This window comes from Streptomyces sp. NPDC038280 (assembly GCF_055600045.1).
The window spans coordinates 624853-649076 of the sequence record NZ_JBVJYZ010000002.1 but is presented as its reverse complement, the minus strand read 5'-3'; the positions used below and the strand labels follow the sequence as shown (position 1 = coordinate 649076).

Below are 24224 nucleotides of genomic sequence, written 5' to 3'. Positions count from 1 at the left end.
TGGTGAGTGCGGTGGACGACCGCTGGGACGACGGGCTGATCGCCCGGCGTGCGAACGAGCAGGCCGAAGGGGCGGAGGAGGCGGGACCGACGGACGCCGAGGGGGAGCCCTATGTGCCGATCGGCGGCGCGTACGGCGGGCCGCTGTGGGCTCGTCTGGACGCCCTGCGGCAATTGATCGGGCTCTCCCACACCCGGCTGGACGGCGCGACCCTCGCCGAGGCCGGACGGGTCCTGGACGAGGCCGCCGCCCGGCAGCGGCTCTCCTCGCGCCACACCGTCGTGGCCATCGCGGGTGCCACCGGCAGCGGCAAGTCGATGCTCTTCAACGCCCTCGCCGGGGTCCCGGTCTCCGAGACCGGGCTCCGCCGCCCCACCACCTCGGCGCCGATCGCGCTGAGCTGGTCGGAGGGGTCCGCCGGGCTCCTCGACCGGCTCGCCATCCCCGGCCGGCTGCGCCGCAGGCCCCTCGCGGGCGGCGCGGGCGACGAGGCGCTCCAGGGACTCGTCCTCGTGGACCTGCCCGACCACGACTCGGCGCTCACCCAGCACCGGGACACGGTGGACCGGATCCTGGCCCTGGTCGACGCGGTGATCTGGGTCGTCGACCCGGAGAAGTACGCGGACGCGGCACTGCACGAGCGGTATCTGAGGCCGCTCGCCGGACACGCCGAGGTCACGTTCTTGGTGCTCAACCAGATCGACCGGCTGCCCGGCGAGGCCGCCGACCTGGTCCTGGACGACCTGCGCCGCCTCCTGGACGAGGACGGCATCGCCCTCGGCGAGCACGGCGAGCCCGGCGCCACCGTGCTCGCCCTCTCGGCGCTCACCGGCGAGGGCGTCGGAGAACTGCGCGAGGTCCTGGGGAAGTTCGTTCAGGAGCGGAACGCGGCGGCGCGGCGGCTCTCCGCCGATGTGGACGCGGCCGCCGTCCGGCTGCGCCCCGTCTACGTCGCCGAGGGCCGTCCGGGGCTGGACGAGCGGTCGCGGGAGGACTTCGCGGCCCGTCTCGCGGTGGCCGTCGGCGCCACGGCGGCGGGCGAGTCGGCGGAGCGCGCCTGGCGGCGCAACGCGAACCGGGCCTGTGGCACGCCCTGGCTGCGGCTGTGGCGCTGGTACGAGCGGGTACGGATCCCGGGCGGGATGGGTACGCGCGCCGGGGTGCCCGTCGAGGACGAGCTGACGGCGCGCCAGCGCGTGGAGCAGGCGGTACGGGTGGTGGCCGACGAGGCCGCGCACGGGCTGCCCGCGCCCTGGGCGCAGGCGGTACGGGAGGCGGCGGTCCGTGGCGCGGAGGGGTTGCCCGAGGCCCTCGACGAGCTGGCGGTGACGGCGGCGGAACCGGCCGTCAAGCCGCCGCGGCCCGCGTGGTGGCCGGCCGCGGTGCTCACCCAGGCCACCATGACGCTGCTTCAGATCTTCGGCGCCCTGTGGCTGGTGGGCCAGATCGTCGGCGTACTCGACCCGGAGCTGCTGCCTCCCGTCCTGGTGATGCTCGCGGGGATCGTGGGCGGGCCGCTGGTGGAGTGGGCGTGCGCGGCGGCGGCGAACGGGCCCGCGCGACGGTACGGCCAGGAGACCGAGCGGCGCCTGAAGGAGGCGGCGGCGGCCTGCGGGCGGGCCCGGGTACTGGATCCGGTCGCGGGGGAACTGATGCGCTACCGCGAGGTGCGGGAGCAGTACGTGGCGGTGTCGGGGAGCCGCGCGTAACGCCGCCCGCAGGAGCGCCCCCCGCCTTGACGTCCCGCGAATCCCTCGGACGGGTGACGGGGTTTTCCCCAACGTCTCGCTCGTCCACAGGCCCCGGCGGAATCGTCCCGGCCCGTCCAGCATGGGGACATGGCAGCAGCAGTGAGGGCGGGAGGGCGTCATGAACGACACGCTGGTGACGCTGGTCGGCAACGTCGCGACCGGTGTGGACTATCGGGAGACGGTGACGGGCGGGGTGGCGAGGTTCCGCTTCGCGGTGACCGCGCGCCGCTGGGACCGCGAGAGAAGCGGCTGGGCCGACGGGAGCACCAGCTTCTACACCGTCTGGGCCTGGCGGACACTCGGCGCGAACCTGGCCGCGTCCGTGACGGTCGGTGAACCTCTGGTCGTGCACGGCCGGTTGAAGGTGCGCGAGGAGGAGAGGGACGGGCGGCGCAAGACCTTCGTGGACATCGACGCCATGGCGGTCGGACACGATCTGACGCGTGGGACCTCGGCGTTCAGGAGAGTGGTGAGGGCCGGGCCGCGTCCCGTCGACAGCCCGGGGGAGGGGTCGCGGGACGACTCGGAGCCTCTGGATCCGGTGCCGGCGGCCCGGGGGCAGGAGACCCCGGAGCCCGTGCTGTGAACGGGAGTTGGAAGGATTTGTCGCTCGTGCGACCAGGGCCCCGCGGTCTAATCCGTTCCGCTGATAACGATTCCGAGTCGGAATGGTTATCGGATGACATGGTCGAGGCCAGAGGTGATCCGCATCCCTAGGATTTCCGCGTACTCACGCGGCACTTGAGTCTGCAGGCGAAGCGCTCCCCCCACGCGTAACGAGACGCGGGTCGCCTCGCCCAGAGGGGAATTCCATGTTTTCTGTACGGAGGCGCGGCACTGCCCGCCTTGCCGTCGCGACCCTGGCCACCGGCCTCGTCGCTGCGGGTGCGATAGCCGTCGCGGGACCGGCGGCGGCCGACGAGGGCGTGCAAAGCTCCGGTGGCGCCACGGCCAAGCTCGGCAGACTCACGCTCCACGACACCGTCACCATCCATGAGCCGGGCGGCGGCAAGCCGTGGCAGGCCGAGGCGGGTCTCTTCGAGATGGCCGTCCAGCCCGGCGGCGCGATCCAGACCTACTGCATCGACCTGCGCACCGGCGCCATCAAGAACACGGTGTACAAGGAGGTCGGCTGGGAGCAGTCCTCGCTCCACAACAACGCCGACGCCGGCAAGATCCGGTGGATCCTGCAGAACTCCTTCCCGCAGGTGAACGACCTCGCGGCGCTGGCGGACAAGGTCGGCGCCGACAAGCTCACCGAGGGCACCGCGGCGGCCGGCACCCAGGCCGCGATCTGGCACTTCTCCGACAAGGTCGAGGCGGAGCCGGTCGACGAGAACGCCCGGAAGCTCACCGCGTACCTGGAGAAGGAGGCGAAGAACCTCAACGAACCGGGTGCTTCGCTGAAGCTGGACCCGCCGTCGGTCGCCGGTCATCCCGGTGAGCGCCTCGGCCCGGTGACCGTGCAGACCAACGCCGCCAGGGCGACGGTCAGCCTCGCCCCGGGCGCCCCCGCCGGTGTGAAGATCGTCGACAAGGACGGCAAGGTCGTCACCGACGTCGCCAACGGCGCCAAGGTCTTCTTCGACGTGCCCGCCGGCATCGCCGACGCATCGACGTCGCTGAGCGTCCAGGCCGACACCACCGTCCCGATCGGCCGCGCGTTCGTCAGCGAGACGAAGAGCCAGACGCTGATCCTGGCCGGCACGAGCACCTCCACGGTGTCCGCGACCGCCGCTGCGACCTGGGCGAAGAAGGGCCCGATCCCGGCCCTGTCCGCGGAGAAGAACTGCGCCAAGGGCGGCGTGGACATCACCGCCGCCAACAAGGGCGACGAGCCGTTCACCTTCGAGCTCAAGGGCCTGAAGTACACGATCGCCGCCGGCCGGTCCAAGACCGTCACCATCCCGGTCGCCGAGGACCAGGCGTACGACTTCACCATCACCGGCCCGAACGGCTTCAAGAAGACCTTCAAGGGCGTTCTCGACTGCAAGACGGCCACGCCGACCCCCTCCGAGCCGCCGTCCTCGCAGCCCAGCCCCGCTTCGGCGGGCGGCGCCTCCACCGGTGGCGGCACCGGCGGTGGTGACCTCGCCGAGACGGGCAGCTCCAACGCCACCCCGATGATCGCCGGGGTCGCCGTGGCCCTGGTGCTGGTCGGCGGCGGCGCGGTCTTCTTCCTCCGCAGGCGGAAGCCCGCCGGCGAGTAGAGGACGGCGAGAAGCCGAAGACGGTCGGTAGTCGCGTGACTACCGTCCGAGGACGAGGGCCCCGGTGCGGGAATAAGCACCGGGGCCCTGTCGTTCCGACCTTCGCAGGTGCCCTGTGCCCGGTACTCATTTCCGTCGTGGGATGGACGTACGGCAAGATGGGGTGTATCTGCCCTGACGCTGACGCCGAGGCGGCGGAGCGTATGTCGACCCCTACTGATTGCCGGACGGTTTCTCTTGGCTGAGTACATCTACACGATGCGCAAGACGCGCAAGGCGCACGGCGACAAGGTCATCCTCGATGACGTGACGCTGAGCTTCCTGCCCGGCGCGAAGATCGGTGTGGTCGGCCCGAACGGTGCCGGTAAGTCCACCGTCCTCAAGATCATGGCGGGCCTCGAGCAGCCCTCCAACGGTGACGCGTTCCTGTCGCCCGGCTACACCGTCGGCATGCTCCTCCAGGAGCCGCCGCTGGACGAGTCCAAGACGGTCCTGCAGAACGTCCAGGACGGCGCCGCCGAGATCATGGGCAAGCTCCACCGCTTCAACGAGGTCGCCGAGCTCATGGCGACCGACTACTCCGACGCGCTGATGGAGGAGATGGGCAAGCTCCAGGAGGACCTCGACCACGCCAACGCGTGGGACCTCGACGGTCAGCTGGAGCAGGCCATGGACGCGCTCGGCTGCCCGCCCGGCGACTGGCCCGTCACCAACCTCTCCGGTGGTGAGCGGCGCCGCGTGGCCCTGTGCAAGCTGCTCCTCGAGGCCCCGGACCTGCTGCTGCTCGACGAGCCCACCAACCACCTGGACGCCGAGTCCGTGCAGTGGCTCGAGCAGCACCTCGCCAAGTACCCCGGCACCGTCGTCGCCGTCACCCACGACCGGTACTTCCTCGACAACGTCGCCGAGTGGATCCTGGAGCTGGACCGCGGCCGCGCCCACCCGTACGAGGGCAACTACTCCACCTACCTCGACACCAAGGCGACCCGCCTCAAGGTCGAGGGCGCCAAGGACGCCAAGCGTCAGAAGCGGCTCAAGGAAGAGCTGGAGTGGGTCCGCTCCAACGCCAAGGGCCGCCAGGCCAAGTCCAAGGCCCGTCTCGCTCGCTACGAGGAGATGGCCGCCGAGGCCGACAAGATGCGGAAGCTGGACTTCGAGGAGATCCAGATCCCGCCGGGCCCGCGTCTGGGTTCGATCGTGGTCGAGGTCAACAACCTCTCCAAGGCGTTCGGCGACAAGGTCCTCATCGACGACCTGTCCTTCACCCTGCCCCGCAACGGCATCGTCGGCGTCATCGGCCCGAACGGCGCCGGCAAGACCACGCTCTTCAAGATGATCCAGGGCCTCGAGACCCCGGACTCCGGCGACATCAAGGTCGGCGAGACCGTCAAGATCTCGTACGTCGACCAGAGCCGCTCCAACATCGACCCCAAGAAGACGCTGTGGGCCGTCGTCTCCGACGAGCTGGACTACATCAACGTCGGCCAGGTCGAGATGCCGTCCCGCGCCTACGTCAGCGCCTTCGGCTTCAAGGGCCCGGACCAGCAGAAGCCGGCCGGTGTGCTCTCCGGTGGTGAGCGCAACCGCCTCAACCTGGCGCTCACCCTCAAGCAGGGCGGCAACCTGCTGCTCCTCGACGAGCCCACCAACGACCTCGACGTCGAGACGCTCTCCTCGCTGGAGAACGCGCTGCTCGAGTTCCCCGGTGCGGCCGTGGTCGTCTCCCACGACCGCTGGTTCCTGGACCGCGTCGCCACGCACATCCTGGCGTACGAGGGCGAGTCGAAGTGGTTCTGGTTCGAGGGCAACTTCGAGTCGTACGAGAAGAACAAGATCGAGCGCCTGGGCGCCGACGCGACCCGCCCGCACCGCGCCACCTACAAGAAGCTGACGCGAGGCTGATCGTGGCCCGCCACTTCTACAGCTGCCCTCTGCGCTGGTCGGACATGGACGCCTTCGGGCACGTCAACAACGTCGTCTTCCTGCGGTACCTGGAAGAGGCGCGGATCGACTTCATGTTCCGGCTGGCGCCGGGGGACGGCTCTCCGTCGTTCTCCGGCGGGTCCGTCGTGGCCCGTCACGAGATCGACTACGTACGCCCGCTGGTGCACCGGCACGAGCCGGTGACCGTCGAGTCCTGGGTGACGAAGATCGGCGCGGCGTCGCTGACGATCGCGTACGAGGTCAAGGACCCGGAGCAGGTGTACGTCCGCGCCTCGACCGTCGTGGTGCCGTTCGACCTCGCCGCGCAGCGGCCGCGCCGCATCACGGCCGAGGAGAAGTCGTTCCTCCTGGAGTACCTGGACGACGGCACGGCGAAGAACAGGCCGAAGGAGGCCGCCGCCGCATGACGGCGCCGCTGCACTTCGCCGACGCCAGGGAGGCGGCGGACCTCGCCGCGTTCCTGGCCCGGCTGATCCACTACGACAGGGCCGCCGCGGTCCGCCTCCAAGGGGGCGGCGGGGCCCTGGCCGTGTTCGGCCGCCCGCCGTCCTTCGAGGTCCTGGCCATCCGTACGGCCAGGCTGGCCGACCCGGTCGACCTCGACCGCACGGTCTCCGCCGGTGAACTCCTCGAAGGCATCGAGGAGGGCGCGGGCAAGGCCGTGGTACCGGACACGGTCACCGGCCCGCCCTGGGCCGGGGTGCTGCCGCCGCGCGGCGGCTGGCGGGAGGTCCCGGGCCTGCCCGGGGTCACCGCGATGCGGGCGGCGGTCGCCGCGGCCGTCGCCGAGTTCCGCGCCCGCGACGAGGCGCTCCCCGAGGAGCGGCGCACACGGGCGGAGCGGGACCGCATCGGCCGCGACATCTGGTCCCGGACCCTCGGCAGCACGGGCCTCCCCCTCCGGGCGGTCCACGCGGCCCAGTCCCTGGGCTTCCTCCCACCCCAGGAAGCCCCCACGGCCCTCCTCACCACATCCGCGTGGCTCCGCCTGCGCACCCCCTACGGCTCCATCGCCCTGCGCACGACGTCGGGCCTGGGTTTGACCGTCACCCCCAGGGGCTGACACCGCCCCGCGCCCGCCCGCCGGGCCCGGCCCCCGCGTCGCGCTCCCGCCGGTCACGCGTGGCCTCGGGCCGTGCGGCGCGGGCCCGGGGGTGGACCGCCCGTCGGCTAGCTCCCCGGTGTGTCCGGCCAGACGCCGATGTGGTCCGGTTCCAGGTCCAGCATCACCCGGTGTTCCATGCCCAGCGTCTCCGTGTACTCCGCCGGCAGCTGGAGCCGGCCCGCACGGTCGAGCATCGCGTACTCGCGGGCCACCACCGACTCCTGGCCCTCCTCGTCGACCTCCGTGCGGCGCAGGACCTCGGAGGAGGTGCGGCCGTCGCGGATGGCGACCGTGCGGCGGACCTCGGAGGCGACCGTCTGGTCGTGGGTGACGATCACGATCGTCGTGCCCAGCTCCTCGTTGGCCCGTCGGAACGCCGCGAACACCCGCTCCCCGGTCGCCGAGTCCAGCTCCCCGGTCGGCTCGTCGGCCAGCAGGACGGACGGCGCGTTCGCCAGCGCCACCGCGATCGCGACGCGCTGCTGCTGGCCGCCGGACATCTGGTGCGGCCGCCGGTCGCGGCAGTCCGCGACCTCCAGCATCGCGAGCAGCGACTCCACCCGCTCGGCCTTCTTCTTCGTGCGACCCCGCAACTGCATCGGCAGCGCCACGTTCTGGGCGGCCGTCAGGTACGGCAGAAGATTGCGCGCGGTCTGCTGCCAGACGAAACCGACCACCTCCCGCCGGTAGCGCAGCCGCGCCTTCGCGTCCATGGCCAGCAGGTCGCAGCCCGCGACCTTCGCCGCCCCCGCCGTCGGCACGTCCAGCCCGGCCAGGATGTTCATCAGCGTCGACTTGCCGCTGCCGGACGCGCCGACCAGCGCCATCAGTTCGCCCTTCCGCACCAGCAGGTCGAGCCCCTGCAGCGCCTGCACCTCCACCCCGTCGGTCGTGAAGATCCTTACGAGGCGGTCGCAGGCGATCAGCGCGTCGTGTCCGTACGAGGGCCGGTCGCGGCGCGCCGTCGCCCGTCGCTCCAGCTCCGCCAAGGTCGTGCCCGCGCCCCCGCCCGCCCCTGCTCCCGTGCCGGTCATCGCATGTCTCCCGCCCTGAGTTCCCTGATCGATCCCCGTCGCGCCGCCCACCACGCCTGCGCCATCGCCGCCACGCCCGCCAGGACCACCACCCCGGCCGCCGGCAGGGCCAGCGACCACGGATCGGCGCGCAGCGGCACTCCGTCCGGGCCGCCGGTTCCCGCCGCCGTCGCGAGCGCGAGGCGGCTCAGGTCGATGCCCGGGGCGAGCAGTGCGATGGTCGCCCAGCCGACGAGCGTGCCGCCGACCGCCGCCAGCAGCGCCTGCGGCACCGCTTCCAGACCCAGGAGCCGCCGCCCCTGCCGGGCCGTCAGGCCCATTGTGCGCAGCCGCGCCAGCAGCGTGGCCCGCTCCGGCGAGGTCTGGAGAAGCGACAGCAGGACGGCCAGGAGGGCGTACCCAGCCCCGGCCCCGATCCCCGCCGCATAGATCCGCTCGGCGCCCGACTGCATCGGCGAGTCCACGAACGCCTCGCGCTGCTCGGTGCGCAGCAGCACGGTGAACGACGCGTCCTCGGCCCGTACCGCCGCCCGCAGTGCCGTCCCGTCCAGCGCGGGCCCGGTGGCCAGTACCGCTGTCGGGGCGCGATGGGTCAGATCGGCGGCGTTCACGAGCAGGAAGTCGGACCCCGGCACCGCGGGGGTCCGTGGACGTACGGCAGCGATCTTCACCGAGAAGTCCCCGGACAGCGACTCGATGGCCCCGGCGTCCCCGCCGAGCCGCTCGGCGACCGCCGGGGACGCGAGGGCGGGCAGTATCCGGTCCTTCGCCCCGCGGCCACTGCCCGGTGGACCCACGCCGCCCGTCCCCGTGGACCTGAGCACGGCCGGCGGGAAGGCGCCGAGCCCGGTCTGCCGGGCCAGCCGCGCGTACGACTCCGGCTCGACGCCGACCAGCGTCACGTTCCTGCCCTCCTGCGCACCGCCCTCCCGGGCCGGCAACGCCACCCCGTACTCGATCTGGACGACCGCCAGATCCCGTACGCCCGCCGACCCGCGGACCGCTTCCGCCAGACCCGCCGGCAGCGCCACCCCCTCACCGGGGCCCGTCACCCGCGCGTCCGCGCCGGTCGCCAGGACCGCCGCGCGGTCCCGCGCGTCCGACACGCCGGCGAGCACCGAACCGCCGAACGCGGCCGTCGTCAGCGCCACGAGCAGCGCCAGCAGCGGCAGCGCGCCCGTCGCCGACGAACGCCCGGCCCGCGCCAGCGACAGATATCCGACCGCGCCGCGCAGCCGTCGGGCCGGCCGGGCGGCCCAGCGCAGGGGCAGCGGATACAGCCGTACGAGAACGAGCGCGGCGATCAGCCCCACGAGAACCGGGGCCGCGCTCACCAGGTGGTCCCCCGCGTCACCCGTGCCCCGGCGGCGCAGCGCGGCGACCGCGCCGACGGCCAGGGCAAGGAAGGTCAGTTCGACGACGGTCCGGCGCCGGGACGGCCGGACGGCGACCAGGTCGTCGCGGCCGCCGTGCGTCCGCGGCCTGCGGTGCAGATGGACCGCGCGCAGCGGCAGCGCGGCGCACGCGACGAGAGTGACGCCGGCCGCGCCCATGAGCGCGGGCAGGAGACGGGCCTCTCCCACGGCGGCCACGGCCAGCAGCAGACCCAGGGCGGCGGCGGGGACCGCGACGACCGCGGTCTCGGCGAGCAGCCGTCCGCCGATGCCGGCCAGCGACCCGCCCCGGGAGCGCAACAGCGCCAGCTCGTCGGCGCGGCGCGCGGCGAGCAGCCCCCCGGACATGGCGAGGACGACGGCGGCGACCGCCCCGATTCCGAACGCGGCCACCGCGACCACCGGGGCGATCGACGTCCGCGTCCCGCTGTAGCCGTCGAGGATCGTGCCCAGGCCGGTGGTGAGCGCGCCGGTGGCGCCGACCACTTCACGGATCCGCAGCAGTTCGGGACCCGCGGACAAGGAGGCGATCGCGGCGGACAGCCGGGGCGCGTCCTGCGCGGTCAGCTGCCCGGCGTCGGGCGCGAGCCGCCAGTAGAGCTCCGGTTCGCCGGTGGTGGCGAGGAGGGCGGGGGCCGCGTCGGGGGGCAGCAGCAACGCGGCCTGCCAGTAGAAGCGCGGGGCGTCGCTCGCCGGGAGCGCGGCGTACGTGGGGGTGCGCAGCAGCGGTTCGACGGACCAGTAGCCGCCTCCTGGATGGAGGGGTTCCACAATGCCGGTGATCCGCACGGCGAGCGGCGTGGCACCGCTCGCCGGCACATGCACCACGGAACCGGCCTTCAGATGCAGGGACTCGGCCGTACGGGCGGTGACCGCGGCCTCCACCTCGGTGGTGCCCGCGGACGTGCCGGGCCGCGCGAGGGGCAGCCGTCCGGAGCGCAGTGTGGCGTGCCGATCGAGCGCCGACTGGGTCGACAGGACGAACTGGGGTGGCAGACCGTACGGCTTGGGCAGCCAGCCGTCGATGCCCTCCAGTCGCTGTGACGTCCGCACCCCGTACGCCGATTCGACGGGGTCCGTTCTGACCGGCGCGGGCAGCAGCCCGGTGATCGCCCGGTAGTCCCGTGCCAGCGGCGCGGCGCGCAGCGCGGCCTCACGGGCGGCCTGTGGATGCTCGAGTCCGAGGGGTGGGCTGGTCACTTCGAGGACGCTGGTGTGCGGGGCGGCGGTGCGGATGTCGTGCCGCAAGCCCTCGGTCTCGTACACGTCGACGGCGCGCGGCAGGGCGGCCGCGAGGAACGCCGTGAACAGCACGAGCAACGCGAACGCGCAGGCGGCCCCGGGAGCGGTCCGCAACCGGGTCCGCACCCAGGGGGCCACGACGGCAACGGGCTTGCGGGGCATGTCGGTTGCCTTCCTGAGGCCGGAGGTGCGGAGCGGGGTGGGCCGACGGCGACGCCACGGCCGTCCGCCCCTCACCGTGCCGCCCCCTGCCGCAGGCTCGCCACGGGGTCCGTGCGGCGCAGGGCGATGGAGGTGACGATCAGGAGGGGCAACGCGGCGACGCCCGAGAGGAGCAGGGCCACCTGGGCCGGGGGCAGTTCGACCAGAGCGCGGGGGACCGGCTGGGTGGCCTGGGAGGTGAGGAGCACCAGCGGGACCACCGCCCTGGTCAGTACGGCGCCCAGGGCGACGCCCACCAGCAGGGCCACCCCCACCAGCAGGCCCTGTTCGGCCGCGATCAGCCTGGCCAGCTGGCGCCGGGGGGCACCCAGCGCCCGCAGGACGCCGAACTCCGCCGACCTCTCCCGCGTCGAGCCCGCCGCGCTCACCGCGAAGCCGACCGCGGCCAGCGCCGCGGCTGCCGCGGCGACCGCCATCAGGGCCGAGCGCGGGCCCGCGCCCAGCGGATCGCCGAGCAGTTCGGTCGCGGTCTCGTCGCGGACCAGCACGTGCGCGGGATCCATGTCGGGCAGCGCCCGCAACGCCCGGGCGACCTCGGCCGCGCGGCCCGGCGCGGCGCTCAGCCACCACTCGTTGGGCGGCAGGGTGGCCGTCGGGTCGCGGGCGAGCAGCCGGTTCGCGGCGCGCAGGTCGAAGAGGATCGCGCCGCCGTCGTCAGGTGTGGCGGTCACGGACCCGCTCCGCGAGCCGGGTCCGGTGGTCGGCAGCCGGCGGACCGTGTCCACGACCTCCAGCCGTAACGCGTTCCCCCCGAGGGTGACATCGACGCTCTCGCCCTTCCTCGCCCCGGACGCGGCCATGAACGCGTCGGTCGCGACCGCGCTCAACCGCGGGGGCGCCGCCGGCCGGGGCGCGGTGATCCGTACGCCGAAGTCCGGGGCGGCGGTGACGAAGGAGACGGTCAGCGGCGCTCCCGGTGGACCGGGGACCAGCGGCGTCGGCGGTCGCTTCTGGCCGAACTCGCTCACCGTCAGGCGCGCCTGCCAGGCACTGAAGGTCCCCTCGATGGGCACCCGCCGGTCGGCTTCCTTCGCCAGGGCGGCTCCGACCCGCCGCACGGTGAACCGGTGCTCACCGCCGCCGGGCGGCGCCTGCCCGTCCAGCTCGAGGCCGGTCAGGACCAGCGGCCCCGCCGCCCGGCCGCCGGCCTCGGTGACCAGGGGCACGGCGAGCCGGTGCACCCGGTCGTCCGCCGGCAGTCGCCCCGCCACCTGCCGGTACGGAATGCCGTAACGGTCCTCCAGTACGGCCGTCACCACCGGCGGAGAGGTCCCGGACGGCGCGGCGAGCCGCAGATCCAGCGTCAGCCCCCTCGTCCCCTCGGGCAGCCGCAGGCCGCTCGGGGGCTGCTTCGGAGGGGTGAGAGCGCCGAGCACGTCGGCGGGCGCCCGGTCCGTGAGATCCCGGCGGAGCAGCATCCGCTCGTCGGCGTGCTCGGTGTCCAGGGCGAGTACGGTCGCGGTGCGGTTCCCGGACAGCTCCATCGTGCCGCGGTGAGCCGGAGCGGCCCCCCGTACGCCGGGGAGCGTCGCGTACCGCCCGGCCTCGCCGGGGTCCGTCCCCCGGCTACCGAGCACCCGGACCGAGGCACCTGTCCTGAAGTCCGCCTGGTCGTCCTGGGACCGGTCCCACGAGGCGCTCTGGCCGATCGCCAGCATCCCCATCGCCACCGCCAGGACGAGCAGCAGCACGGGCCCCGCGCCGCGCAGTGGGCGGCGGCTGAACTGCCAGCCCGCGAGCGCCGTCGGCAGCCCCCGTCCGCCCGCAGCCCACCGCTCGGCGAGGCGGGCGGCGGGAGGCAGGAGCCGCAGGGTCAGTACGGTTCCGGCCAGCAGCGCCAGCGCCGGGGCGGCCACCAGCACGGGGTCGATGCCGAGGCCGCCGTCCCGGTCACCGCTGAGCGCCCCGCCGCCGGACGCGCCGGTCTGCCGGTCCAACTGCCAGTACGCGACGGCGGCGACCACGAGCAGGCCGACGTCCGCCCCGGCCCGTACGGGGGCGGGCAGCGCGGCGGCCCGGGCGCGGGTCCCGCCCCCCGAACCGAGCGCGGGTGCGACGACGGCGGCCGCACAGCAGACGGCGACCGCGACGGCCACCAGCCACACCTGCCCCGCCGGGGCGTCTTCGAGCCGCAGACCTGTCCGGCCGAGCGAGGAACGCCCGGCGAGGAGGCGGGTCAGCGGCCCCGCGAGCAGCGGCGCGGCCAGGGCGGCCGGCAGGGCGAGGAGGAGCGCCTCGACGGCGGCGAGCGAGGCGATCCGGCGGCGCGAACCGCCCCTCGCGCGCAGCAGTTCCGTCTCGCCGGACCGCTCCGAACCGAGCAGTCTGGCCACCAGCAGCAGCGCGTACGCGGCGAGCATCACCAGCTGCACGGCCACGATCATCAGCGTGGAGCGGGCGACGAGCAGCGCCCGCCGCGTCTGGTCGAGCACGGTCGGCAGCGACGTCCGGGCGGTGACCCGAGTACCGAACGCGGTGTCGGCGGCGAGCGCCTTCGGTGCGTCCGTCGACGCGGCCCGCAGGGCGTCCATCCGGTCGGTCGTGACGGCGGTGAAGTCGGCGACGGCCAGCCAGGAGGTCTCGCCGGAGCTGATCTGGCCGGAGCCGAGGGCCGCCGGGTCGGTGAGCAGCGGGCCGTACGTCGTGAAGACGACCGTCCGCACACCGCGTCCCCCGACCACGTCCAACTGCCAGTACGGGTCGGTGAGATCGGCCGGGCGGTAGACCCCGGTGATGTCCACCCCCACCGGCAGGCCGCCGAGCCGGTCGGTCAGTTCGAGCCGCCGGCCCGGCGCGAGCCCGAGTCGCCGCGCGGCCTCCTCGGGCAGCGCGACCTGCACGGAACCGGCCGCCCCGGCAGCCGGCCACGCGCCGCGCACCAGCCGGACCCGGGAGCGGTCCAGGGCAGCGAAGTGGGTCAGATCAGGCTCGCCCCCGCGCGCGCCGGGCGGCTGGAGGGAGCGCGGCAGGGCATAGGGACCCGAACGCTCCAGCTTCCGCATGGTCACCGGCAGGCCCTCGAAGGTCGCGCGGGCGCCCTCCTGGGCGGCCCGGTCCGCCGACTCGCGCCGGTCGTCCGGGACTTGGCCGCTCACCACGAGCGCGGCCGAGGGCGCGGCTCTCCCCTCCAGGGTGCCGCGGAGCGCCGCGTCCCCCACGGAGCCGGAGAAGCCGGCGAGGGCGGCGAGCACGGAGGTGGTGAGCAGGACGGCGAGGAGGGCGGCGGCCAGCAGCAGCCGGTGCGCTCTGACCCGTAGAAGTACGAACCCCGTCACCCGTCCCCCTGAAGCATCGAACTTTCGCTCGATGCTTTCAGAGGGCGTCGGCCCCTGGAAACCGCTTGCACCGGGACCTTGACTCGATCGTGACCGTTATCCGGCGCCGGAGGACCGCATTCCGCACACCGGACCCCCGCGAGACGGGCTCAGCCGTCGGTGTTGACCATCGACGCGGCCGCGTAGGTGAGGTAGTTCCAGAGCTGCTCCTCGTGCTCCGGAGACAGCCCCAGCTCGTCCACGGCCTCCCGCATGTGCGTCAGCCACGCGTCATGGGCCGCCCGGTCCACGGTGAACGGCGCGTGGCGCATCCGCAGCCGGGGGTGACCGCGGTGGTCGCTGTAGGTGCGGGGCCCGCCCCAGTACTGGATCAGGAACAGGACGAGCCGCTCCTCGGCCGGGCCCAGGTCCTCCTCGGGGTACATGGGCCGCAGCAGCGGGTCCTCCGCGACGCCCTGGTAGAAGCGGCGGACGAGACGACGGAAGGTCTCCTCGCCGCCGACCTGCTCGTAGAAGGTCTGCTCCTGAAGCGTCCCGCGCGGAATCTTGTTCACCCGTCCATCGTCTCAGACGCACCGGCCGAGGACCGGGGGACTAGGACCACCGCCGCCGGGGACCGTCAGGTCGAGGCGTACTCGCCATGCCCGCCCCCACGCAGGAGAGTGGAGGCATGGGCGCACAGGTGGACGTGTTCGCCGAGGCCGGGGAGCGGGCCCGGCGGGCACTCGTACGGGAGATCGCGGAGGCCGGGGCCTTGCCGGACCCCGCCTGGCGGGCCGCGTTCGAGGAGGTGCCGAGGCACCTCTTCGTCCCGTACTACTTCGTCAGCGGCATCGGCACCATGGGCGGCTTCGAGCGGCTGTGGTGCGAGGACCCGGTGCCCCAGCGGCGGGAGCGCTGGCTGCGCGGCGCCTACCGGGACGAGCCGCTGGCCACGCGGGTGCGTGACGGGGAACTGCTCTCCTCCAGCAGCCAGCCGTCCCTCATGGCCGAGATGCTGGACGCGCTGGAGGTACGGGACGGGCACACCGTCCTGGAGATCGGCGCCGGGACCGGGTACAACGCCGCCCTGCTGTGCCACCGGCTCGGCGAGGAGCGGGTGACGACGGTCGACCTCGAACCCGAGATCACCGACTCGGCCCGCTCGCACCTGGCGGCGGCCGGATACCGGCCCCATGTGATCACCGGGGACGGCGCGCGCGGCTGCCCCGCGCAGGCGCCCTTCGACAGGATCATCGCGACCTGCACGCTGCCGTCCGTGCCGCCCGACTGGCTACGGCAGTGCCGGCCCGGCGCGGGGATCCTCGCCCCGCTGTCCACCGGTCTGATCCGGCTGCGGGTACGGGACGCCGAGCACGCCGAGGGGCGCTTCCTGCCCGGTCCGGCGTACTTCGTCCCGCTGCGCGGGGCGACCCCGCCCGCCCCGAGGAGCCGGCTCGCGGGGATGCCCCGGCGCGCGGCGGAGAACGAGCTGTTCCACTTCCTGCTCACCCTCACGGCCGGGAGCCTCGACCCGCACGAGGCGCTCTCGCTCTGGCAGGGCGAGGGGCGGCCGCGGCGGGACCGGTTCGGCGTCACGGTCAGCGGTGGACGGCAGTGGGCGTGGCTGGACGATCCCGAAGGGCCGTATGTCTGGCCCCTCGGGGTGACGCCGCCCGACCAGCGCCCTTTCGACTACGACCGCTGAGCGCAGACCGCTGAGCGCAGACCACTGGGCGTCGAGCGCCGCGTGCTGATCGCGGCACCGACGCCCGGCGCCGTTGCCGGGCGGGGTCAGCCGCGGCGGATCGTGATCGTCGTCCAGGCGCCGACGTGGACCCGGTCGCCCTCCTGGAGCGGATGGGGCACGTACGGCTGGATCGGGTCCTCGCCGCCGTTGATCGTCGTGCCGTTGGTGGAGTTCTGGTCCACCACCGCCCACGACCCGTCGGGCTGCTGCATCAGGACCGCGTGCTGGTGCGAGACGCCCGGGTCCTCCGGCGGCACGGACAGATCGATGTCGGGGGACTCGCCGGTGGAGTGCCGGCGGCGGCCGATGGTGATCTGGCTCCCGTCGAGCGGCAGATGCTGCTCCGGGGAGTACGCGGGGAGGTTCAGCCCGGCGGCCTCGGGGCCGCTGCGCTGCATCATCGCCATGAAGTAGTCGCGGTCGGGCCCCACGACAGCCGTCCAGCCCGCGGGCGCGTTCTGGTACTGCGGCTGCTGCGGCCCCTGTTGGTGCTGCGAGCTCTGCTGGTGCGACTGCTGCTGGTGTGGCGGCTGCTGGTGCTGCTGGTGCTGCTGGTGTGATGGAGGCGGCAGCATCCAGTCATCCCCACCGCCCGTCGGCTGGGGCTGCTGGGGCTGCTGGGGGTACGGCGCCGGGGCCTGCGGCGGTGCGGGCGGCCCCGGCTGCTGAAGGAACGGTGCCGGCGGCGGTCCCTGCTGGAACGCCTGCTGCGGCTGCCCCTGGTGCCCCTGCTGGCTCTGGTGCCCGGGCTGACCCTGTTGCCCCGGGTGCCCGTGCTCCGCAGGGCGGCCCGACGGGTCGTTCGACAGCGGCTCGGCCGGCCGGTTCATCTGCGAGGGCCGGGAGCTCTGGTACTCGAACGGGTCCGGCCGGCGCGGCGGCTCCTGCTGCTGGGGCTGGAAGCCCGGCGGCAGATTCAGTCCGGGCATCGGGCCCCCCGGGCCCCCCGGCCCCTGGCCCTGACCGTGCGACGGCAGCGGGCTGTAGGACGTCGCCGTGTTGGTGAGGAAGTTCCAGCGGCACTCCTCGCAGAAGGGCGCCCCGGTCTCGCGCGGGGTGCGGCACTGCGGGCAGAGCTCCGCCTGCGCGGTCGCGTCGGGGTCCCCAGGAGCGGCGAAGTTGCCGCCCGGTCCGGGGTAGCCGTAGGCGGGCGGAGGCGGGGGAGGCGGCGGAACCGCACCCGCAGGCGCACCCGCCCCGGCCATGCGATGGCCGCAGACCTCGCACCAGTCGTCGGAAACCGACTGGTGTCCGTTCGGGCAGGTCGGCATGTCGGTGCATCCCCCTCTCGCTGTCCGGCCGGCGGCCGGACCGTCGCTGCTCATGCTGTCGCTGTGTACCGCGTACTGCTCTTCTTGCTTCTACCGCTGGTGAGGCGTGTGCCGCGCTACTGCTTCTTGACGCGCACCGTCTTGGTGGAGCGCGTTTCGAGAGTCATCTCGTCCGCTTCCGCGACTTTCGCCTTCAGTCGCACAGTACCGGTCGCCGCATCGACGACATCCACCACCTTCGAAAGCAATTTCGCGGTGTCCGCGTTCCCCGAGGCGGCCGCGAGCTGCACCGCGCGCCCGAGCTTCGCCGTGGCGTCGGGGAAGTCGCCCGACTTACGGGCATCCAGGCCCTGTTGGATGGCTTGCGCCAGTTCCGCCTGGCCCGTGTAGTGCGCCACCTGCGGATTGATGGAAGTGGACGCGGCCATGTCCTCCGTCCACACCGCCCGCACCAGCCCCTGCGACAGCGTCTGCGGGGTGCCTGCCCCCGACGGGTCGGGAAGGATCAGCGAGACCCTGGCCGCCAGCATTTCCTGCCCGATCCCCGCCTCGGGCACCTGCACGCACACGTGGTAGTCGCGGGACTCGTCGCCCCACGAACCGGTCGGATAGTCGCCGGCCCGCGGGCCCGCCTCCGTACGCCGGCCGGTCAGGTCCTCGACCGTCGGCGCCACCTGCTTCACGAACGTGATCTCCACGCCGACGGGCGTCCAGAGCCGCAGCGACACGTCCGCGACCTCCTTGCCCATCGCGTTCTCCATCATCTGCGTGAAGTCCGCCGCGAGGCCGGACGGGTCGGCGACGATGTCGGCCGTGCCGAGCAGGGCCGACGCGATGCCGGTGACCTCCTTGACCTCCCAGTCGGTCCCCACGCCCCGCGCGTCACAGGTGAAGCGACCGGCGCAGGCGTCCAGGGCGGCCCGCAGGTCCTCAGGCGACTCGTGCTCGTTGCGGCCGTCGGTGAGCAGGATGCCGTGGCGGATGGCGGCGGCGTCCGAAGAGGACAGCAATCGGTCCGCGAGGCGCAGCCAGGTACCGATCGCCGTTCCGCCGCCCCCGGTCAGCTTGCGCAGCGCCTCCTTGGCCTGCGCCCGCGTCTGCGGATCGGCGGTGGCGAGCCGGCCGTTGCCCGGATAGACCTCCTTCGCCAGATGGGTGCCCCCGACCACCGCGAACGCGACGCCGTCGCGCAGGGTGTCGATCGCGGCGGCGGTGGCGTCCCGGGCGTTGCGCATCTTGGTCGGGGGATATTCCATCGAGCCGGAACAGTCCACCATGATCACTACGGCGGCGCCGGAGTCGACGGGCGCCGGCCCGCCGGCCGTGCCGCCGCCGGTCGAGGTGACCGTGACGATCGCGTTGACCTCGCGCCCGCCCTCCGGCAGGTACTCGTTCTGGTACACGTCCACCGAAAATCGCGGCACGTTCGACTTGGAGAAGTTCGCCATCTGATCGGCTCCTCGGTACCTGGTACTCCGTACAACAGAAAGAAAAGACAAGGACGTTGCAGGCGGCTCAGGCCGATCCTGCCCCTTGCGGCTCCATGGCGAACGGCAGCAGCGCCACTGTTACGTTGTCGTGGCCACCCCCGTCGAGCGCATGGCCCACCAGCACCTGCGCGGCGCCCAGGGGCCGGCCGGCGGCGTCGGGCGGCAGCACCCGGGCCATCTCCTCGGCGGCCTCGGCGTAGTTCCACAGACCGTCCGTGCAGACGACGACGACACCGGACCGGTCCGGCTTGAAGGCCGCGGTGTGCGGATCGAGTTCGTACGCGTCCGCTCCCAGCCAGCCCGTGATGGCGTGGGCCCGCTCGTCCGCGTACGCCTCCGCCTCGTTCATCAGGCCCGTCGCGACCATCTGCGCGGCCCAGGAGTCGTCCTCGGTGAGCCGGGCGGGCGGCGCGGAGCGGTCGTCGGGGACCCAGTAGGCGCGGCTGTCGCCGACCCAGCCGACGATCAGCAGCCCGCCGGCGACGACCGAGGCCACGATCGTGCACGCCGGTGCGTTCTGGTGCCGGTGCGGGTCGTGCTCCATGGCCTCGGCCGGGTCCTCGGCCAGCGTGTTGACCGCCTCGGCGGCGGCGAGGATCGCCTCGTGCATCGCCTGCTGGGGGTGGGTGCCGCGGGGCAGCGCGGCCAGGAGGGCCTCGTTGGCGGCGCTCGCGGCGGCGGCCGACGCCTCGTCCGGCCGGGTCGCCGAGGACACGCCGTCGCAGACGACCGCGACGACGGCCGGCGAACCGTCCGGCAGGGCGGTGGAGGACACCGCGAACGCGTCCTCGTTGCGGTGGTGGCGCAGCCCGCGGTCGCTGACGGCGGCGACGGAGTCGAGCTCCCGCTCCATGTGGTCGCGCTCGCGCGGCTGGGCGTGGCCGCAGTTCTCGCAGTAGCCGTCGGTGTCGACCCGGCCGGCCCGGCAGGCGACGCAGAGCTTGCCGCCGGCGGGCGCGGGCGCGGTCGGGGCGGCGGTGTGCTCGGCGCTCCGGGGGTCGGCGGCCGGCGCCGGGGCGGCGAGGGGAAAGTCGCCGTGGTCTCCCCCGGGCGCCGGTGCGGCGGGGTCGTCGTGCCGGACCGCGGACTGGAGGTCACGGCCGCCCGAGTCCGTACCCGGCAGATCGCCCGGCGACTGGGTGGGCGCCGAGGTTTCCGAACTGCCCCGCTCGGCCGCCTCGGGCCACTCCACCGGCGAACCCGGGGACACGGGCGGCACCGGCGGGGCCGCCGGGGGCGTGGGCGGCGGGGTCCCCATCGCGACGGTCGGGCGGTCCTGCCCCGACACGGGCGCGGCCGACAGGTCGAATCCGCACGCCCCGCAGAAGAGATCACCCGACTCCAACGGCTCCTCGCAGTTGGGGCAGGTCGACCGGGCAGACAGCTGGTCCATCTGGGACATCACTCACACCCACGTCCGGGGGCGGAAACGGTTGGCCCGCTCCACCAGTTCGATCCTCTCCTCGCCGCGCTGAGCGAGCCGGGCGAGCACCCGGTACGAGCGTTCAAGGCCGAAGCGCAGGCCGCGCTCGTCCAGTTCACTGCCGAGCAGCGGAGTCCGTGCGGGCCGCGCTCCGGGACTACCGGAGAGTACCCAGTCCAGCGCCGTCCCCAGTACCTCCGTCGACAACTGCTCCCGGCGTACCGCGTCCAGGCCGAACGCCCGCAGGGCGGTCACCTGTGCGGCGGCGGCCGTCAGATCGTCGATCAGCGGCTCGTGCGGCGCGCGCCGGCGCAGCCGGGCACGGACGGCGGCGACCCGCGCCGCCGTGTAGTGGATGGACGCCTCCGGCACGGACTCCAGGGTGCGTACGGCTCCGATCCGGTCACCGGCGGCCAACTGCACCCGGGCAAGACCGAACGCGGCGCTCACATAGCTCGGGTCGGTCGCCCAGACGAGGCGGTAGTACTCGGCCGCGTTGTCCAGCTGGCCGAGGACCTCCGCGCACACGCCCAGGGCCAGCTTGGGAGCCGGCTCACCGGGGAAGGCGTCGTAGACCGCGTCGAAGGAGAGCGCGGCGCTCTCGTTGTCGCCGGTAGCGAGGGAGGCGACGCCGCGGTACCAGACGACCCGCCAGTCGTCGGGATGCCTGGCCTCCAGAGCGGCCAGGGCCTCGGCCGCGGTGGCCAGTTCGTCCATCTCGAGCCGGGCGCGCAGTTCCCGGAGCCGGCGCTCGAGGGAGTCGGCGGGCGCCGAGTGCAGGGCGGTGATCAGCTCGGAGGGCGCGGCGGCCATGAGACCGGCGAGGAAGCCCGCGTTGGGGTCGTTCGGGTCGACGTGCGGAACGGGCAGCGCGAGCGAGGTCGCCCGCGCGTCGATCGGGGCGAGCAGCGGTCCGGCCGGCGGCGCGCCGTACGTCCCGGCCGCGGGACCGGTCGTGGACCCGGTCGTGCCGGGAAGCCCGGGGACTCCCGGCCCGGCAGCCCCCGGCAACCCGGGAGCACCGGCGGGGCCGTGACCGCCCGAGCCGGGTGACACGGCGACGCCGCGCGGGCCGGGCGTGCCGGTACCGGAAGGAGCCGGTGCCGGCACGCCGTAACCGGCCCCTCCGGCCGGGCTCGCCGTGCCCGCTGTCCCGGGGAGCCCGGGTGCGCCCGCACCCGCCGTGCCCGGCGGCACAGCCGCGGCTGAACCGCCCATGGGCCCCTGCGCGGCTCCCGCGCCCACGCCCCGCGTCCGGCCGAACAGCCCGCGGCCCGGCGGCGCCGTTCTCGCGCCGAGCGCGGAGACCTCGCCCGTCAGTTCCGCGAACAGCTCCGTGTCCGTCACCCGCAGCTCCGCGCCGAACAGCGTCGAAAGCGCCGGCCTCGGCCGGCCCGTCTGGAGCGCGACGACCTCCCGCAGCACACCCGTCAGCTGCTCGGCCATCTCCTGCGCGGAGGCGAACCGGCGTGCCGGATCCGGGTCCGTGGCGCGCACCAGGAGGCGGTAGAAGGACTCGTAGGTCCGGAAGACCTCGATGTGCTCGGGATCCGGCAGGGAGTCCACGAACACGTTCGTGTAGCCCTGGAAGTCGAAGGTCAGGACCGCCAGCGTCCGCGCCACCGTGTACAGGTCGGAGGCGACCGACGGGCCGACCTCCGCCACCTCGGGGGCCTGGTAGCCGACCGTGCCGTAGATGGCGGACTCGTCGTCGTCGACCCTGCGCACCGCGCCCATGTCGATGAGCTTGAGCTCGTCCTGGCTCTGGATCGCGTTGTCGACCTTGAAGTCGCAGTAGAGCAGGTTCCGGCTGTGCAGGTGGCCGAGCGCCTCCAGCGCCTCGATCCCGTACGCGCAGGCCTGCTCGACCGGCAGCGGGTCCCGCTTGCCGGACGGGTCGCGGCGCTCGTTGGCGATCTCCTTGAGCGACTTCCCGCCCACGTACTCCATGACGATGTAGCCGTCGAGCGAGCCGGTGCGCTGGTCGAGGTGTTCCACGAAGTTGTAGATGCGGACGATGTTGGAGTGCTCGATCTCGGCGAGGAAGCGACGCTCGGAGATCGCCGCGGCCATGGCGTCCTGGTCGCCCGTGTCGAGAAGGCCCTTGAGGACCACCCACCGGTCGGCGACGGCCCGGTCGATCGCGAGGTAGATCCAGCCGAGGCCGCCGTGCGCCAGACAGCCCGCGACCTCGTACTGCCCGTGGACGATGTCGCCGGACCGCAGCTTCGGCACGAAGGAGTACGGGTGGCCGCACTTGGTGCAGAACCCCTCCGTACGGCCGGGCCGGTCCCCGCGCGCGCGTCCCACCGGGGCCCCGCAGTCCGAACGCGAGCAGAAACGCTTCCGCTCGGGGACCTCCGGGTTGGCCATCACCGCCGAGTGCGGGTCGGGACGCGGCACCTCCGGTACGGAGACGAGCCCGGCCCCCAGCCTGCCGCGGCCGGACTGGCCGGTGGCGGAGCCGGTGCTGCGCACCGAGACGGACCGGGAGGACACGGAGCCCGAGAGCGAGCGCGAGAGCCGCCCGGACACCGAGCGCCGCGACGTGGACGAGCGCGACGACCGAGACGTCGACGAGCGCGACGAGGCGCCCGAGGACGCGTGCGAACCGCTGCGCGCCGAGCTGCTGTTGCTGCCCTTGCCGCCGGCGGTCATCCCGGTGGGCGGCGAGCTGATCATGCCGCCCGGCGCGACGACCGGGGCGAGGCCGCAGGTGTCGCAGTACATCTCGCCGCCGCCCATGTCCTCGTACGAGCCCTCGCACGCGGGGCGCTGACATGTGCTCACTGACTCCCCCAACCGTCACCGGACCTGCCGTCGCGGGTCCGGGTGTCCCTCGGTCCCGAAAGGACCTCCGCGGCCGCCTGCTGGAAACGCAGCACCGCCTGTTCGGCGACGCGCAGATCGCACGGCGCGCTCCACAGCATCCGGCGCGCCGCGTCGTACCGCTCGATCAACAGCGGGTCCTCCGCCATGCCGTGCCGGGCCACCTTCGCCTTGTACGCGTCGAGGCGGCCGCGCAGCTCGGCGCGGACCGCCAGCGGCGCCGTGACCGCCGTCAAGGACTCACGGGCGCGCAGCAGTTCCTCCTCGGCCTCGCGCTCCAGGGAGTCCAGGAGCGGGGAGAGCCGGTGCCACTGGGCGTGTCTGCGGTACTCGGCCGCCGTGGCGAGCCGCTCCTGCAGGGCCGTCGACGGGCCGCTCACGGCGGGCACCTCGGACGCGGCGATCTTCGCCAGCACCTCGCCGCGCGCCGAGCGGGCCTCGGCGAGGGTCCGGTCGGCCCGCGACAGCACGTCCCGCAGGCGCAGCAGCCGGTCCTCGGAGTCCTGCCGCACGGCGAGGACCGCCTCGATCTCCCGCCGGACGTCCTCCAGGGCACGGGCCGCGCGGTCGTAGCGGTCGGTGTCCGGACGTCCGCCGCCGGGCGCCGAACTGCCCATCGCGGGCCGCCAGAACGCGAGCGGGTCGGTCACCACCTGCGCGCGCAGGGTGGTCAGTTCATGGGTGATCGACTCCAGGTCGTCGCCGGCCGGGTGCTCCCCGGGCCGGACGCCGACGGAGTGCGCGAGCGAGCGGGTGCGCCCGAGCTCGGCGGCGAGCAGGTCTATCCGGGCCGGCAGCGCGGACCAGACCGCGTCGGCGGTCACCACCATGTCCAGCGAGGACGCGTACAGCTCGTTCATGCGGCTCACCAGCCGCTCCAGCGTGAACCGCTCGGAGAGCCGTGCGGGCCCGGTGATCGAGGGCGCCGGATGGGCGGCGGTGCCGGAGACCACGACGGACTCGCCGCGCAGTCGCTCGGTCAGCTCGACCAGGTCCTCACGGTTCGGCCAGCGCCGCCGCGCCCGCAGCTCACGGGTCCCGGTCAGCGCGGCGGTGTACGCGTCGAAGTACGACCAGAGCAGGGTGATGGTCTGCTCTGTGGTGGTCCAGCGGTCCTTGGTGACACCGGTCAGCTCGGCCCCCTCGAGGAGCCTGCGTCCGGCGTGGTCCTGCAGCGCGAGGAGCGAGTCCTCGATCGCCTTGTGCTCCGCGTCGAGCCGCGCCAGCGCACGGTCCACCTCGTCCCGGTCCATCACCGGCCCGGGGGGTCCCGTGACGCCCATCGATCACCTCTCCGCTCTTGCC

At 73.7% G+C, this 24224-nt stretch carries 17 protein-coding genes; 8 read left to right on the top strand and 9 right to left on the bottom strand.

Going from position 1 to position 24224, the window contains the following annotated elements:
* Nucleotides 1-2 precede the first annotated feature (2 nt).
* The 6 genes from ACZ7J0_RS07980 to ACZ7J0_RS07955 all read left to right on the top strand — a co-directional run bounded on the left by ACZ7J0_RS07980 (nt 3) and on the right by ACZ7J0_RS07955 (nt 6968).
* On the top strand, nt 3-1709 hold the full coding sequence (locus ACZ7J0_RS07980) for a GTPase (RefSeq protein WP_470885037.1): 1707 nt from the start codon (nt 3-5) through the stop codon (nt 1707-1709).
* A gap of 160 nt (nt 1710-1869) precedes the next feature.
* On the top strand, nt 1870-2337 hold the full coding sequence (locus ACZ7J0_RS07975) for a single-stranded DNA-binding protein (protein WP_470885035.1): 468 nt from the start codon (nt 1870-1872) through the stop codon (nt 2335-2337).
* 226 nt (nt 2338-2563) lie between these two features.
* Entirely contained in the window at nt 2564-3961 is a 1398-nt protein-coding gene (locus ACZ7J0_RS07970; RefSeq protein WP_470885033.1) for an LAETG motif-containing sortase-dependent surface protein, read from the top strand.
* A 237-nt stretch (nt 3962-4198) separates the two neighbouring features.
* A complete protein-coding gene (gene ettA / locus ACZ7J0_RS07965) occupies nt 4199-5863 on the top strand; it encodes an energy-dependent translational throttle protein EttA (RefSeq protein WP_470885031.1) in 1665 nt (554 codons plus the stop codon).
* Between the two features lie 2 nt (nt 5864-5865).
* The gene (locus ACZ7J0_RS07960) at nt 5866-6312 is read left to right on the top strand and encodes an acyl-CoA thioesterase (protein WP_470885030.1); all 447 of its coding nucleotides are present in this window, start codon (nt 5866-5868) and stop codon (nt 6310-6312) included.
* Nucleotides 6309-6968, top strand: coding sequence for a DUF8010 domain-containing protein (locus ACZ7J0_RS07955; RefSeq protein ID WP_470885028.1), 660 nt, complete (start codon nt 6309-6311; stop codon nt 6966-6968). Before ACZ7J0_RS07960 ends, ACZ7J0_RS07955 begins: the two co-directional genes overlap by 4 nt.
* 107 nt (nt 6969-7075) lie before the next feature.
* On the opposite strand, the gene ACZ7J0_RS07950 is transcribed toward ACZ7J0_RS07955, so the two are convergent.
* The 4 genes from ACZ7J0_RS07950 to ACZ7J0_RS07935 all read right to left on the bottom strand — a co-directional run bounded on the left by ACZ7J0_RS07950 (nt 7076) and on the right by ACZ7J0_RS07935 (nt 14731).
* Nucleotides 7076-8044 carry an ABC transporter ATP-binding protein gene (locus tag ACZ7J0_RS07950; RefSeq protein ID WP_470885026.1) on the bottom strand — a complete coding sequence of 323 codons (969 nt, stop codon included), beginning with the start codon at nt 8042-8044 and terminating at the stop codon, nt 7076-7078.
* Nucleotides 8041-10842, bottom strand: a complete 2802-nt coding sequence (locus tag ACZ7J0_RS07945; protein WP_470885024.1) for an ABC transporter permease — start codon at nt 10840-10842, stop codon at nt 8041-8043. Before ACZ7J0_RS07945 ends, ACZ7J0_RS07950 begins: the two co-directional genes overlap by 4 nt.
* A 71-nt stretch (nt 10843-10913) precedes the next feature.
* Complete coding sequence (locus ACZ7J0_RS07940) at nt 10914-14177, bottom strand: FtsX-like permease family protein (RefSeq protein ID WP_470885022.1); 3264 nt, start codon at nt 14175-14177, stop codon at nt 10914-10916.
* A gap of 149 nt (nt 14178-14326) precedes the next feature.
* The gene (locus ACZ7J0_RS07935; RefSeq protein ID WP_468706071.1) at nt 14327-14731 is read right to left on the bottom strand and encodes a globin; all 405 of its coding nucleotides are present in this window, start codon (nt 14729-14731) and stop codon (nt 14327-14329) included.
* A 116-nt stretch (nt 14732-14847) separates the two neighbouring features.
* On the opposite strand from ACZ7J0_RS07935, the gene ACZ7J0_RS07930 reads away from it, so the two are divergent.
* Nucleotides 14848-15864, top strand: coding sequence for a methyltransferase domain-containing protein (locus ACZ7J0_RS07930; protein ID WP_470885020.1), 1017 nt, complete (start codon nt 14848-14850; stop codon nt 15862-15864).
* Nucleotides 15865-15950: 86 nt separating this feature from the next.
* Here ACZ7J0_RS07930 and ACZ7J0_RS07925 read toward each other — a convergent pair whose 3' ends face one another.
* The 4 genes from ACZ7J0_RS07925 to ACZ7J0_RS07910 all read right to left on the bottom strand — a co-directional run bounded on the left by ACZ7J0_RS07925 (nt 15951) and on the right by ACZ7J0_RS07910 (nt 22568).
* Nucleotides 15951-17177 (bottom strand): FHA domain-containing protein, encoded by a 1227-nt coding sequence (locus tag ACZ7J0_RS07925; RefSeq protein ID WP_470885018.1) that lies wholly within the window; start codon nt 17175-17177, stop codon nt 15951-15953.
* A 116-nt stretch (nt 17178-17293) separates the two neighbouring features.
* Nucleotides 17294-18625, bottom strand: coding sequence for a vWA domain-containing protein (locus ACZ7J0_RS07920; protein WP_470885016.1), 1332 nt, complete (start codon nt 18623-18625; stop codon nt 17294-17296).
* A 67-nt stretch (nt 18626-18692) separates the two neighbouring features.
* Complete coding sequence (locus tag ACZ7J0_RS07915; RefSeq protein ID WP_470885014.1) at nt 18693-20069, bottom strand: protein phosphatase 2C domain-containing protein; 1377 nt, start codon at nt 20067-20069, stop codon at nt 18693-18695.
* 3 nt (nt 20070-20072) lie between these two features.
* Nucleotides 20073-22568 carry a serine/threonine-protein kinase gene (locus ACZ7J0_RS07910; RefSeq protein WP_470885012.1) on the bottom strand — a complete coding sequence of 832 codons (2496 nt, stop codon included), beginning with the start codon at nt 22566-22568 and terminating at the stop codon, nt 20073-20075.
* Here ACZ7J0_RS07910 and ACZ7J0_RS07905 point away from each other — a divergent pair.
* A complete protein-coding gene (locus tag ACZ7J0_RS07905) occupies nt 22546-22869 on the top strand; it encodes a hypothetical protein (protein WP_470885010.1) in 324 nt (107 codons plus the stop codon). The genes ACZ7J0_RS07910 and ACZ7J0_RS07905 overlap by 23 nt on opposite strands.
* Nucleotides 22870-22876: 7 nt before the next feature.
* Here ACZ7J0_RS07905 and ACZ7J0_RS07900 read toward each other — a convergent pair whose 3' ends face one another.
* Nucleotides 22877-24202, bottom strand: coding sequence for a hypothetical protein (locus ACZ7J0_RS07900; RefSeq protein ID WP_470885008.1), 1326 nt, complete (start codon nt 24200-24202; stop codon nt 22877-22879).
* Nucleotides 24203-24224 lie beyond the last annotated feature (22 nt).